Source organism: Stenotrophomonas sp. RIT-551, assembly GCF_026241915.1.
Taxonomy (GTDB): Bacteria; Pseudomonadota; Gammaproteobacteria; order Xanthomonadales; family Xanthomonadaceae; genus Stenotrophomonas; species Stenotrophomonas bentonitica_A.
The window spans coordinates 39,621-52,751 of sequence record NZ_JAPJIU010000001.1; the positions used below are offsets into that span (position 1 = coordinate 39,621).

Below are 13,131 nucleotides of genomic sequence, written 5' to 3' on the forward strand. Positions count from 1 at the left end.
CAGCCGACCAACGGTCGGCTCTACCGACCTGCGATAATGGTGCCATGACTGAACACATCCTCCCCGCTGGCGTGGCCGACGCGCTTGAGCGCGGCCTGGCCGCCATGCAGCTGGACGCCGCGCTGGCACCGCCGCTGCTGACCTACCTGACCCTGCTCGACCGCTGGAACCGCACCTACAACCTCACCGCGATCCGCGACCCGCTGGAGATGGTCACCCGCCATCTGCTCGATTCGCTGGCGATGCAGCCGTACCTGGAGAGCGGCACCCTGGCGGACCTGGGCACCGGCCCCGGGCTGCCCGGCATCCCGCTGGCGATCGCGCGCCCGCAGCTGCAGGTGACCCTGGTCGAAAGCAATGGCAAGAAGGCCCGCTTCATGCGCGAGGCCGTGCGCCAGCTGGGCCTGGGCAACGCCCGCGTAGCCGAGTCGCGCGCCGAGGCACTGGCCGAACCGGCCGCGTATGACCATCTGACCGCGCGCGCGATGGACACCCTGGCCGGGATCATCCGCGTCGGTGGGCACCTGCTGCGCCCGGGCGGCCGCCTGCTGGCGATGAAAGGCGTGTACCCGCACGACGAGATCGCGCAGCTGCCGGCCGGTTGGTCGGTCGAACAGGTGCTGCCGTTGAGCGTCCCTGGATTGACCGGCGAGCGCCATCTGGTGGTGGTCACCGGCCCGTGAGCCGGTGACTCCCGCGCCCGCATCGCCCGCCCCAGCGTCGTCCCGGCGCCCTCCCGCGGTGGCCCCATGCGGCGCCACCGGCGTGCCCGTGGGCGTCGTTGCGGCATTGCGGCGCATGCCTGCCGCGCATCTCACAGTGCATGACACGCCCCATATACGCATAATGACCAGTCCCACTCCCTGCCGATGAGGCTCACCCGCATGGCCCGCATCATCGCCATCGCCAACCAGAAAGGTGGCGTCGGCAAGACCACGACCGCCGTCAATCTGGCCGCCTCCCTGGCTGCTGCACCCAAGCGCGTGCTTCTTGTCGACCTCGATTCCCAAGGCAATGCGACCATGGGCAGCGGCGTGGACAAGCGCGAAGTCGCCGCCTCCACCTGTGATCTGCTGCTGGGCGAAAGCACCGCGGCCGAGGTCCGGGTCAAGACGCCGGAGGGCTTCGACCTGCTCCCGGGCAACATCGACCTGACCGCCGCCGAGATCCAGCTGATGGACCAGAGCGAGCGCGAGCAGCGCCTCAAGCGCGCGCTGGCCCCGATCCGCGACGAATACGACTACATCCTGATCGACTGCCCGCCGGCGCTGTCGCTGCTGACGCTCAACGCGCTGGCCGCCGCCGATTCGGTGATCGTGCCGATGCAGTGCGAGTACTACGCGCTGGAAGGCCTGAGCGCGCTGGTGGAAACCATCGAAGCGCTGCGCGCCAACCTCAATCCCGCGCTGGAAATCGAGGGCGTGCTGCGCACCATGTTCGATGTGCGCAACAACCTGGCCAATGCCGTGTCGGCCGAGCTGACCGAGCACTTCGGCGAGCAGGTGTTCCGCACCATCGTGCCGCGCAACGTCCGCCTGGCCGAGGCGCCCAGCCATGGCCAGAGCATCGTCGGGTACGACCGTGCCTCGCGCGGTGGCGTTGCCTATCTCGGCCTGGCCGGCGAGATCATCCGTCGCAACAACCAACGCAAGAAGGCCGACAAGGCCATGGAGACCGCCTGATGAGCACCAAGCCTGCCCTCGGCAAGAAACGCGGCCTCGGCCGTGGCCTCGACGCGCTGTTGGGGCCCAAGGGGGCGGTGACACAGGTGCAGGCAGCGGCCGTGGTCGAACCGCAGCCGGGTGAACTCCTGCGCAAGCTGCCGGTGGGCCATCTGCAGCCGGGAAAATACCAGCCGCGCCGCGACATGGATGAAACCAAGCTCGCCGAGCTGGCCGAGTCCATCAAGGCCCAAGGCGTGATCCAGCCGATCCTGGTCCGCCAGCTCGGCCCGGACAGCTTCGAGATCGTGGCCGGCGAACGCCGCTGGCGCGCGTCGCAGCTGGCCGGCCTGGACGAAGTGCCGGTGGTGGTGCGCGAGCTGGAAGACCGCACCGTCATCGCGATGGCGCTGATCGAGAACATCCAGCGCGAAGACCTCAACCCGCTCGAGGAAGCCGAAGCCCTGCAGCGGCTGATCAGCGAATTCGCCCTGACCCATGCCGAGGCCGCCCAGGCCGTGGGCCGCTCGCGTGCGGCGGTGTCCAACCTGCTGCGCCTGCTGGAGCTGCCGATCGCGATCCGCCTGCTGCTGGAAACCCGCCGGCTGGAAATGGGCCATGCCCGCGCACTGCTGACCCTGGCGCCGGAACTGGCCAGCAAGCTCGCCCAGGAAGCGGCCGACCAGGGCTGGTCGGTACGCGAAGTGGAACACCGCGCGCAGCAGTTCGCTGCCGGCAAGGTGCCCGGCGCGCTGCGCAAGAAGCCCTCCGCCGCTGCACCGCAGGCCGACATCGCCTCGCTGGAAACCGAACTGTCCGAGTCGCTGGGCGCCCGCGTGGCAATCAACCACGGCCGCGGCGGCAAGGGCAAGCTGATCATCCATTACACCGACCTGGACACGCTGGATGGCGTGCTCGACCGACTTCGCGCACAGAAGGGCTGAGTCCCCCGCAGGCGTCAGAGGATTTCCCCCCAGCAATGAACCCCACCAAGGTCGACCGCAACCATCTGTTGCGTCTGACCGACCTGCCGAATGTCGGGCCGGCCTGTGAGAAAGATCTCCGTCTGATCGGCATCCGCGTGCCAGCGCATCTGCGCGGTCGCGATGCCTATGACATGTACGCGCAGCTGTGCCTGCGCACGGGGGTGATGCACGACCCCTGCGTGATCGATGTATTCCTGTCGGTGCTGCGTTTCATGCAGGGCGAAGCGCCGCGGCCGTGGTGGGATTTCAGCAAGGAACGCAAGGCCACCCTGGCCAAGGAAGCGCCGCTCAGCCTCTGGTGAAGCGGACCACCGGGACGTGTGCAACGCCACGCGGGCGTCCCGGGAAAGCACTGTATTGATACGTGGCAAGTAGGACGGACGGACCCCATGACCATTCTCGTGACCGGCGCTGCCGGCTTCATCGGCGCCAACACCTGCAAGGCCCTGCTCGCGCGCGGTGAGCGCGTCGTCGGCCTGGACAACTACAACGACTACTACGATCCGCAGATCAAGCGCGATCGCGTGGCTGCGCTGTGCCCGCAGGCCGATATCCGCGTGCTCGACCTGACCGACCGCGACGGCCTGGCCGCGCTGTTCGACGAGGTGCAGCCGACCCGGGTCATCCACCTGGCTGCCCAGGCCGGCGTGCGGTACTCGCTGGAAAACCCGCATGCCTACGTCGACAGCAACCTGACCGGCTTCGTCAACATGCTGGAGCTGTGCCGCCACCGCGGCGTGGCCCATCTGGTGTATGCCTCGAGCAGCTCGGTGTACGGCGATTCGGCCACCCCGCCGTTCTCCGAAGACCAGCGCATCGACAAGCCGCGCTCGCTGTACGCCGCGACCAAGGCCGCCAACGAGCTGATGGCCTACACCTACGCCCAGCTGTTCGGCCTGCATGCCACCGGGCTGCGCTTCTTCACCGTGTACGGCCCGTGGGGCCGCCCGGACATGGCGCCGCTGCTGTTCTCGCGCGCGGTCCTGGCCGGCCGTCCGATCGACGTGTTCAACGACGGAAAAATGCAGCGCGACTTCACACATGTCTCCGACATCGTGGATGGCATCCTCGGCGCGCTGGCGCATCCGTCCAGCGACACGGTGCCGCACCGGGTGTTCAACCTCGGCAACCACACGCCGATCGAACTGGAGCACTTCATCGGGGTCATCGAGTCCGCCGCCGGACGCCCGGCGCAGAAGGTCTACAAGCCGATGCAGCCCGGCGACATGGTCCGCACGATGGCCGATACCACGCGGGCGCATGACGCCTTCGGGTACGAGCCGGCGATGCCGATCGAGCGCGGTCTGCCGCCGGTGGTGGCCTGGTGCCGGGATTATTTCGGGGATCACGCCTGACACACACGCCTCGATTCATCTTCGGATAACCTCGGGTGCGGAAAATGCGCGCTCTTTTTCGATCCTGGCCATTCGCAGAGCCCGACCATGAGCCAACCCCAGTTGTCGGTCGTCGTCCCGGTCTTCAATGAACGCGACAACGTCACGCCCCTGATCAACGAGATCACCACCGCGCTGCGCGGGCAGGTCGATTTCGAAATCGTCTACATCGACGACCATTCGCGCGACGACACCCTGGCGGTCCTGCAGGCCCTGAAGGCCATCACGCCCGAGCTGCGGGTACTGCACCACGTCACCCAGAGCGGGCAGAGCACCGCGGTGCGCAACGGCGTCAAGCACGCCCGCGCGCCGTGGATCGCCACCCTGGACGGTGACGGCCAGAACGATCCGGCCGACATCCCCAAGCTGCTCGCCGCGCGCGCGGCGGCCGCTACCGAGGTCAAGCTGTTCGCCGGGTGGCGTGTGAACCGCCAGGATTCGGGCAGCAAGCGCTGGGCCAGCAAGTGGGCCAATGCGATCCGCGCGCGCATGCTGCACGACGATACCCCCGATACCGGCTGCGGCATCAAGCTGTTCGAGCGTGCGGCGTTCCTGGAGCTGCCGTACTTCGACCACATGCACCGCTACCTGCCCGCGCTGATGCAGCGGGCCGGCTGGAAGAGCACCAGCGTGCCGGTCAACCATCGGCACCGCACCGCGGGTGTGTCCAAGTACAACAACCTGGGCCGCGCGCTGGTCGGCATCCGCGACCTGCGCGGCGTAGCCTGGCTGATCACGCGCAGCAAGCGCACCGCCGTGGAAGAGCGCTGATGGAACTGCACTGGCTCGACCAGCCACTGACGTGGCTTTACTGGACCGGCCTGCACGTCACCGGCTGGAAGTTGATCGGCTACACCGGCGCGCTGATGTTCGGTGGCCGCTGGCTGGTCCAGTTCATCGCCTCGCGCCGGGCCGGCAAGCCGGTGATCCCGCGCCTGTTCTGGTACATGAGCGTGGTCGGCAGCCTGATGACGCTGAGCTACTTCCTGTTCTCGGCCAAGCAGGACTCGGTGGGCGTGCTGCAGAACCTGTTCCCGGCGTTCACCGCGCTGTACAGCCTGAAGCTGGATATCGACCATCGTGGGTGGAAGCGGGACAAGGCGGCGCATTGAGGGCGTGCCGACCGACCAACGGTCGGTGGCTACCTCGCGCCTTCGGCGCTGGGGTCCCAGCCTGCGGCCGGTCCCCGGTCCTGCCCGCGACGCGGGCAGGACCTTTGATCCATGCGCGGCCCCTTCGCCGGGTGCCATGATCGGGGTTTGCCGTCCCCCGGGAACCCTGATCGTGAAATCACCGCTCGTTGCTGCGCTGCTGCTCGCCCTGGCCCTTCCTGCCGGCGCCGCCCTGGCCGCGCCTCCAGCTGCCCCGGCCGCCGCCCCGGCCAGCCTGGCCACCGAAAGCCCCGCCGATGCACAGTTCCGCGCCATCTACGAGAAGGAATGGGCCTGGCGCGAAGCCGGTGGCGGTGAGGCCAGCGAAGACGGCGACGGCCCGGCCAACGCCACCCGCATGCCCGATGTCGGCGCGGCCGCGCAGCAGGGCCGGTTGAAGGTCTGGGACGACGTGCTGGCCCAGCTGGACAAGGTCGACACCCAGGCGCTCTCGGCCGAGAACCGCATCAACTACGCGATCTACCGCGACCAGGTGTTCAACCTGGCCGCCGATGTGCGCCTGCGTGCCTACGAAATGCCGTTCAACGCGGACTCCTCGTTCTGGTCCAACCTGTCCTTCATGGCCCGGCGCGAGATGAAGACCGCGCAGGACTACCGCAACTACATCGCGCGCCTGAACGATGTACCGCGCTACTTCGACCAGCAGACCGACAACATGCGTGCCGGCCTCAAGCGTGGCTTCAGCGTGCCGCGCGCGGTGCTCGATGGCCGCGAGGTGTCCATCGCCACGGTCTCCGAACTGAAGGACCCGACCCAGTCGCCGCTGTACGCGCCGTTCAAGAGGCTGCCGGCCAGCATCCCGGCCGCCGAGCAGGCACAGCTGCAGGAGCAGGCCCGCCAGGCCATCGGCGGCAGCGTGGTGCCGGCCTTCGCCAAGCTGCGCACCTTCTTCGTCAGCGAGTACGTGCCGCAGGCGCGCACCACCCTGGCCGCCGAAGCGATGCCCGGCGGCAAGGCGTACTACAAGCAGCAGATCCACGAATACACCACGCTGGACCTGACCCCGCAGCAGATCCACGAGATCGGCCTGAAGGAAGTGGCGCGCATCCAGGCCGAGATGGACGGCATCATCAAGCAGGTCGAGTTCAAGGGCAGCTTCGCCGAGTTCCTGACCTTCCTGCGCACCGATCCGCAGTTCTATGCCAAGACCCCGGACGAGCTGCTGCACCGCGCGGCGTGGATCTCCAAGCGCGTGGATGGCGTGATCGGCAAGTACATGACCCTGCCGCGCGCGCGCTTCACCATCGTGCCGGTACCGCCGGACATCGCCCCGTTCTGGACCGCCGGCCGCGGTGGCATGGGCACCTACTGGCTCAACACCTACAACCTGCCGGCACGGCCGCTGTACAACCTGCCGGCGCTGACCCTGCACGAGTCCGATCCGGGCCATGCCCTGCAGGGCGCGCTGGCGGCCGAGCAGGGCGAGCAGCCCGCGTTCCGCCGCAACAACTACATCTCCGCCTACGGCGAAGGGTGGGGCCTGTACTGCGAGAAGCTCGGCGTGGAGATGGGCATCTACGAAACCCCGTACGAGGATTTCGGCCGCCTCACCTACGAGATGTGGCGTGCCGCGCGCCTGGTGATCGATACCGGCGTGCACCACAAGGGCTGGACCCGCGAGCAGGCGCTGTCCTACCTGCGCGACCACACCGCGCTGAGCGAGCATGAAGTGACCACCGAAGTGGACCGCTACATCTCCTGGCCGGGCCAGGCGCTGAGCTACAAGCTCGGTGAGATCGCGATCGTGCGCCTGCGTGCGCAGGCCGAGCAGGAGCTGGGTGACCGCTTCGACGTCAAGGCCTTCCACGACGCCGTGCTGAGCCAGGGCTCGGTGCCGCTGCCGGTGCTGGAGGCGCAGATCCAGGCCTTCATCGCCCAGCGCAAGGCTGCCGCCAGCTGAGGTGCGCGGGGGCCGGCCGTCGCGCCGGCCCCGCCAACGTGAACCAACCTGCCGGCCTGCGATTGTGTAACGGCTTCACGCCCGGCTACCCTGCGGGCCATGTTCCGTCGTGCCCGCCCGCGTCCGTCCCTGCTGCTCCGCCTGCTGATGCTGGTGGTGGTCGGTGTGGGCGTGTTCGGCAGTTCGCTGGCCTCGGCCCTGGCCGATATCCACCTGAGCGTGCATGCCGACAGCAGCGAGCTGCATGGCAGCGATGACACCGCCGGCACCGCCTCCAGCGACGACGACGGCAACGAAGACTGGCTGCATGCCCTGGTGCATTGCGGCCACTGCCATGGCCACGGCGGCGTGCTGCCGATGGCGGCGATGGCCTGGAGCCTGCCCGCCGCCCCCAGCCACGGCGTCCCTGCCGGGTTGGTCGCGCAACTGCGCACCCAGCCGCCCGAGAACCTGCTGCGTCCTCCGATAGCGATCTGATGCCCTGCGGCCGCGTGCCGCCGTTTGCCATCTGATTGTTTTCTGGAGACTCCCATGTGGATGCGTCTGGCAGCGTTGGCTGCCATTGCGTTCGTGCCGTGCGTATACGCACAGGGCACGACACCTGCTGCACCGTTGACCCTCGACGACGCCATCGCGCGCGTCGCCCAGTACCACCCCGACCTGCGCCTGGCGCAGGCCCAGCGCCCGGTGTGGGAAGCCCGCCGTGACGCGGCCGGCCTGTCGCCGCCGTTGACCGTGGGCGTGGAACTGGAGAACGCGCTCGGCACCGGCGAGGCCCGCGGCGTCGATGCCGCCGAGGTCACCGTCACCCTGGCCGGCGTGCTGGAGCGGGGCGGCAAGCTGGATGCCCGCCGCGCCGTAGCCCAGGCCAACCTCGACAGCCTCGCCCCGCAACGCGAAACCGCGCGGCTGGACCTGATGGCCGAGGTCGCCCGCCGCTACCTGGCGGTGACCGACGCGCGCCAGCAGCTGCGCATCGCCGAGACCGATATCGAACAGCGCAGGCGCGCGGTGGCCGCCGCGCGGCTGCGCCTGCAGGCCGGCGCCTCGCCGGAATCGGTGCTGATGACGGCCCAGGCGATGCTGGCCCAGGCTGAGCTGGACCGCGATCGCGCCACGCAGATGGATCAGTCCGCGCGTGCGGCACTGTCGGCGTTGTGGCGCCAGCGTGATCCCGGGTTCGATGTGGTGAGTGGCGACCCGATGCAGCTGCCCGCGCTGCAGGACTTTGCCGTGCTCGCCGACGAACTCCAGCGCACGCCGGAACTGGCGGTGCTGGCCGGTGAGCGCCGCATCCGCGAAGCGCAGGTGCAGCTGGCCCGAACCGAAGCACGGCCCGACGTCAGCTGGCAGGTGGGCGTGCGCAACAGCCGCGATACCCGCGATACCTCGCTGGTGGCTGGTTTCAGCCTGCCGCTGGGCAGCGTGCGCCGCGCCGAGCCGGAGATCCGCGCGGCCGAGGCCGAGCTGGCGCTCAACAGCGTGGAGCGCGAGGCGCGCGGGCTGCAGCTGTACGCCACGCTCGCTGAAGCGCATGGCCGCTACCTGACCTCGCGATTGGAAGTCACGCGCATGGCGCGCGACGTCCTGCCCCAGCTCAAGCGCGCCGAGAATGCCGCCGAGAAGGCCTGGCGTGCCGGCGCCATCAGCTACATGGAATGGGCCCAGCTGCAGGCGATGCGGATCGAAGCACGCCAGCGCCAGCTGGAAGCGGCCATCGCCGCACAGACCGCCCTCATTGAAATCCAGCGGCTGACCGGCCAGAGCATGGTCGCCGCCACCGACACCGTGTCCACGGAGGACCGCCGATGACCGCTTCCCTGACCCGTACCGTGCTGGCCGGCAGCCTGTTGATCGCGCTGATGGCGCTCACCGGCTGCGGCAGCAGTGACCCCGCGGCAGCGCCGACCAAGGCCGCTGCGACGGACGCCGGCCATGGCGAGGCCGGGCATGACGATGATCATGACGATCATGACGCACCGGAAAGCACCACCATCGCCGCAGCGATGGCCGAACAGGCCGGCATCCGGGTGGCGCCGGTGGTGGCCGGCACCATCGCCGACGAGCACGACGTGCAGGGCCTGCTGACCCCGGTCGATGGCCGCGTCGCGCAGGTAATGGCGCGCTTCCCCGGGCCGATCCGCTCGCTGCGCGCCAATGTCGGCGACCGCGTGCGCGCCGGCCAGGTGCTGGCCAGCATCGAGAGCAACCTGAGTCTCACCACCTACACCGTGACCGCACCGATCGGTGGCGTGGTGCTCGCGCGCCAGGCCCAGGTCGGCGGCGTGGCCGGCGAGGGCACCCCCTTGTTCGAGATCGGTGATCTGTCCACGTTGTGGGTGGACCTGCATATCTTCGGCAACGACACCCAGCACATCACCGCCGGTGTGCCGGTCACGGTGTCGCGGATGACCGACGGCGTCAGCCAGGCCACCACGCTGGAGCGTGTGCTGCCCGGTACCGCCACCGCCAGCCAGAGCACGGTCGCCCGTGCCACGCTGCGCAACGATGATGGCCAATGGCGGCCCGGTGCCGCGGTCAAGGCCCGCATCGTGGTCGCTACCACGCCGGCGGCGCAGGTGGTGCCGCTGAGCGCCCTGCAGACGATGGACGGCAAGGACGTGGTGTTCGTGCGCGAAGGCGAGACCTACACCGCACGCGCGGTGACGCTGGGTGCACGCGATGCCGGCAAGGTGGAAGTGCTCGATGGCCTGACCCTCGGCGAAGAGGTGGTCGTCGAGCAGAGCTACGTGGTCAAGGCCGACATCGGCAAGGCGGGGGCATCGCATGAACATTGACGCCTCGCCACGCCCCGCATCCGGAGGGCGCCGTCATGCTTGAGCGCATCATCCGCGCCGCCATCGCCCATCGCTGGTTGATGATGGCCCTGACGTTGGTGCTGATCGCGCTGGGCAGCTGGAGTTTCACCAAGCTGCCGATCGACGCCACCCCGGACATCACCAACGTCCAGGTGCAGATCAACACCGCCGCGCCGGGCTACTCGCCGCTGGAGACCGAACAGCGCATCACCTATCCGGTGGAAACGGTGATGGCCGGCCTGCCGGCGATGGAGCAGGCCCGGTCGCTGTCACGCTACGGCCTCTCGCAGGTGACCGTGGTGTTCAAGGACGGCACCGATATCTACTTCGCCCGGCAGCAGGTCGCCGAGCGCCTGCAGCAGGTCAAATCGCAGATCCCCGAGGGACTGGATCCGCAGCTGGGGCCGATCTCCACCGGCCTCGGCGAGATCTTCATGTACACCATCGACGCCGATCCCAAGGCGCGCAAGGCCGATGGCACGCCCTACACCGCCACCGACCTGCGCACGCTGCAGGACTGGGTGATCCGCCCGCAGCTGCGCAACGTGCCGGGCGTGACCGAGGTCAACACCATCGGTGGTTTCCAGCGCCAGGTGCACATCACCCCGGATCCGGCACGCCTGCGCGCGCTGGGCTTCACCCTGGAAGATGTCGCCCAGGCGGTGGAAACCAACAACCAGAACGTCGGCGCCGGCTACATCGAACGCAACGGCCAGCAGTTCCTGGTGCGCATCCCCGGGCAGGTCGCCAACCTGGAGGAGATCGGCAACATCGTGCTGGCCCGCCGCGAAGGCGTTCCGATCCATGTGCACGATGTGGCCCAGGTGCAGGACGGCCCGGAACTGCGCAGCGGCGCGGCCACCCAGAACGGCCATGAAGTGGTGATGGGCACGGTGGTGATGCTGATCGGCGCCAACAGCCGTGATGTCGCCCAGGCCGCGGCCGCGCGCCTGCAGCAGGCGCAGGCCAGCCTGCCCGAGGGCGTCACCGTCACCGCCAGCTACGACCGCACCGCGCTGGTCGACCGCACCATCGAGACTGTCGCCAGGAACCTGATCGAAGGCGCCCTGCTGGTGATCGTGGTGCTGTTCCTGCTGCTCGGCAATTTCCGTGCGGCGTTGATCACCGCGGCGGTGATTCCACTGGCGATGCTGTTCACGCTGACCGGCATGGCCCGGGGCGGTGTGTCGGCCAATCTGATGAGCCTGGGCGCGCTGGACTTCGGCCTGATCGTCGATGGTGCGGTGATCATCATCGAGAACTGCCTGCGCCGCTTCGGCGAACGCCAGCACCTGCTCGGCCGCGACATGACCCGCGAAGAACGCTTCGCCGAAACCGCCAGCGCCACCGCCGAAGTGATCCGCCCGAGCCTGTTCGGGCTGGGCATCATCACCGCGGTGTATCTGCCGATCTTCGCGCTCACCGGCGTGGAAGGAAAAATGTTCCACCCGATGGCGATCACCGTGGTGCTGGCCCTGACCGGTGCGATGGTGCTGGCGCTGACCTTCGTGCCCGCCGCGATCGCGCTGTTCCTCGGTGGCCGTGTGCAGGAGAAGGAAAACCGCCTGATGGCCTGGGTGCGTCGGCGCTATGAGCCGATGCTGGCCTTCGCCCTGCGGCGCGGCCGCTGGATGGTCGCCGGCGCGCTGGTGCTGGTGATCGGCTGCGGCCTGCTGGCCACGCGGCTGGGCAGCGAGTTCGTGCCGAACCTGGACGAAGGCGATGTCGCCATGCACGCCATGCGCATCCCCGGCACCAGCCTCACCCAGTCCATCGAGATGCAGAAGCAGATCGAGAACCGGCTGGTGCAGTTCGCCGAGGTGGACAAGGTGTTCTCCAAGATCGGCACGCCGGAGGTCGCGTCCGATCCGATGCCGCCCTCGGTCGCCGATACCTTCATCATGATGAAGCCGCGCAAGGCCTGGCCGGATCCGCGCAAGACACGTGCGGCGCTGCTGGCCGAACTGGAAGACGCGGTCGAGCAGTTGCCCGGCAACAACTACGAGTTCACCCAGCCGATCCAGATGCGCACCAACGAGTTGATTTCCGGCGTGCGTGCCGACGTGGCGGTGATGCTGTTCGGCGATGACCTGGAGACGCTGCTGTCGGTCGGCAAGCGCATCGCGGCGGTGGCCGGCAGCGTGCCGGGTGCGGCCGACGTGCGGGTAGAAGAGACGAGCGGCCTGCCACTGCTGACCGTTACCCCCAACCGCACCGCGTTGGCCGGGTATGGCTTGAACCCGGGCCAGGTGCAGTCGACCGTGGCCACTGCGGTGGGTGGCCAGGTGGCAGGGCAGCTGTTCGAAGGCGATCGCCGCTTCGATATCGTGGTGCGCCTGCCCGAAGCGTTGCGCCAGGATCCGGCCGCGCTGGCGGACCTGCCGGTGTCGTTGGAGACTGCACTGGCCGATGACGCTGACGAGTCCAGCCGCCCCGGCAGCTGGACCAGTGGCAGTGCGCGCACGGTGCCGCTGCGTGAGCTGGCGACGCTGAGCAACAGCGAAGGGCCGAACCAGATCAACCGCGAGAACGGCAAACGCCGGATCGTGGTCACCGCCAACGTGCGTGACCGCGACCTTGGTGGATTTGTCGGTGATCTGCAGCAGGCGATCGGGCGCGATGTGCAGGTGCCCAACGGCTACTGGATCGAGTACGGCGGCAGTTTCGAGCAGCTGATCTCGGCCAGCCAGCGCCTGTCCATCGTGGTGCCGGTGACGCTGGCGATCATCTTCGCGCTGCTGTTCTGGGCGTTCGGCTCGGTCAAGGATGCGGCGATCGTGTTCAGCGGCGTGCCGCTGGCGCTTACCGGTGGCGTGCTGGCGTTGGCGCTGCGCGGCATTCCGCTGTCGATCTCGGCCGGTGTCGGCTTCATCGCACTATCCGGCGTGGCGGTACTCAACGGCCTGGTGATGATCAGCTTCGTGCGCAGCCTGCGCGAGCAGGGGATGCCATTGCCGCAGGCGGTACGCGAGGGTGCCTTGGGCCGTCTGCGCCCGGTGCTGATGACCGCATTGGTGGCCTCGCTGGGCTTCGTGCCGATGGCCTTCAACGTGGGCGCCGGCTCGGAGGTGCAGCGTCCGCTGGCGACCGTGGTGATCGGCGGCATCGTCTCGTCCACGCTGCTGACCTTGCTGGTGCTGCCGGTGCTGTATCGCTGGCTGCATCGGAAAGGATGAGGCGGCACGGGTGGTCGGGTAAC

General features: G+C 68.5%; 12 protein-coding genes. All 12 read left to right on the forward strand.

Annotation, left to right across the window (positions count from 1 at the left end):
• Nucleotides 1–44: 44 nt before the first annotated feature.
• The 12 genes from rsmG to ORK51_RS00205 all read left to right on the forward strand — a co-directional run bounded on the left by rsmG (nt 45) and on the right by ORK51_RS00205 (nt 13,108).
• Nucleotides 45–683 carry a 16S rRNA (guanine(527)-N(7))-methyltransferase RsmG gene (gene rsmG / locus ORK51_RS00150; RefSeq protein ID WP_019185612.1) on the forward strand — a complete coding sequence of 213 codons (639 nt, stop codon included), beginning with the start codon at nt 45–47 and terminating at the stop codon, nt 681–683.
• 201 nt (nt 684–884) lie between these two features.
• Nucleotides 885–1,682 (forward strand): ParA family protein, encoded by a 798-nt coding sequence (locus ORK51_RS00155; RefSeq protein WP_019185613.1) that lies wholly within the window; start codon nt 885–887, stop codon nt 1,680–1,682.
• Nucleotides 1,682–2,605 carry a ParB/RepB/Spo0J family partition protein gene (locus ORK51_RS00160; RefSeq protein ID WP_019185614.1) on the forward strand — a complete coding sequence of 308 codons (924 nt, stop codon included), beginning with the start codon at nt 1,682–1,684 and terminating at the stop codon, nt 2,603–2,605. The genes ORK51_RS00155 and ORK51_RS00160 overlap by 1 nt, the downstream gene beginning before the upstream one ends.
• 35 nt (nt 2,606–2,640) lie before the next feature.
• Nucleotides 2,641–2,949, forward strand: a complete 309-nt coding sequence (locus tag ORK51_RS00165; protein WP_019185615.1) for a helix-hairpin-helix domain-containing protein — start codon at nt 2,641–2,643, stop codon at nt 2,947–2,949.
• A gap of 87 nt (nt 2,950–3,036) precedes the next feature.
• Nucleotides 3,037–4,002: an SDR family NAD(P)-dependent oxidoreductase gene (locus ORK51_RS00170; protein ID WP_070426232.1), complete on the forward strand. Its 966-nt coding sequence runs from the start codon at nt 3,037–3,039 to the stop codon at nt 4,000–4,002.
• 87 nt (nt 4,003–4,089) lie between these two features.
• Nucleotides 4,090–4,812: a glycosyltransferase family 2 protein gene (locus ORK51_RS00175; RefSeq protein WP_266083402.1), complete on the forward strand. Its 723-nt coding sequence runs from the start codon at nt 4,090–4,092 to the stop codon at nt 4,810–4,812.
• On the forward strand, nt 4,812–5,153 hold the full coding sequence (locus ORK51_RS00180) for a lipid-A-disaccharide synthase N-terminal domain-containing protein (RefSeq protein WP_019185618.1): 342 nt from the start codon (nt 4,812–4,814) through the stop codon (nt 5,151–5,153). Before ORK51_RS00175 ends, ORK51_RS00180 begins: the two co-directional genes overlap by 1 nt.
• Before the next feature lie 136 nt (nt 5,154–5,289).
• Nucleotides 5,290–7,113: a DUF885 domain-containing protein gene (locus tag ORK51_RS00185; protein WP_429000590.1), complete on the forward strand. Its 1,824-nt coding sequence runs from the start codon at nt 5,290–5,292 to the stop codon at nt 7,111–7,113.
• 99 nt (nt 7,114–7,212) lie between these two features.
• Complete coding sequence (locus ORK51_RS00190) at nt 7,213–7,590, forward strand: DUF2946 family protein (protein ID WP_019185620.1); 378 nt, start codon at nt 7,213–7,215, stop codon at nt 7,588–7,590.
• A 54-nt stretch (nt 7,591–7,644) separates the two neighbouring features.
• Entirely contained in the window at nt 7,645–8,925 is a 1,281-nt protein-coding gene (locus tag ORK51_RS00195; protein WP_266083404.1) for a TolC family protein, read from the forward strand.
• Nucleotides 8,922–9,911, forward strand: a complete 990-nt coding sequence (locus ORK51_RS00200) for an efflux RND transporter periplasmic adaptor subunit (protein ID WP_266083405.1) — start codon at nt 8,922–8,924, stop codon at nt 9,909–9,911. The genes ORK51_RS00195 and ORK51_RS00200 overlap by 4 nt, the downstream gene beginning before the upstream one ends.
• Before the next feature lie 35 nt (nt 9,912–9,946).
• Complete coding sequence (locus ORK51_RS00205) at nt 9,947–13,108, forward strand: efflux RND transporter permease subunit (RefSeq protein WP_266083406.1); 3,162 nt, start codon at nt 9,947–9,949, stop codon at nt 13,106–13,108.
• Nucleotides 13,109–13,131 lie beyond the last annotated feature (23 nt).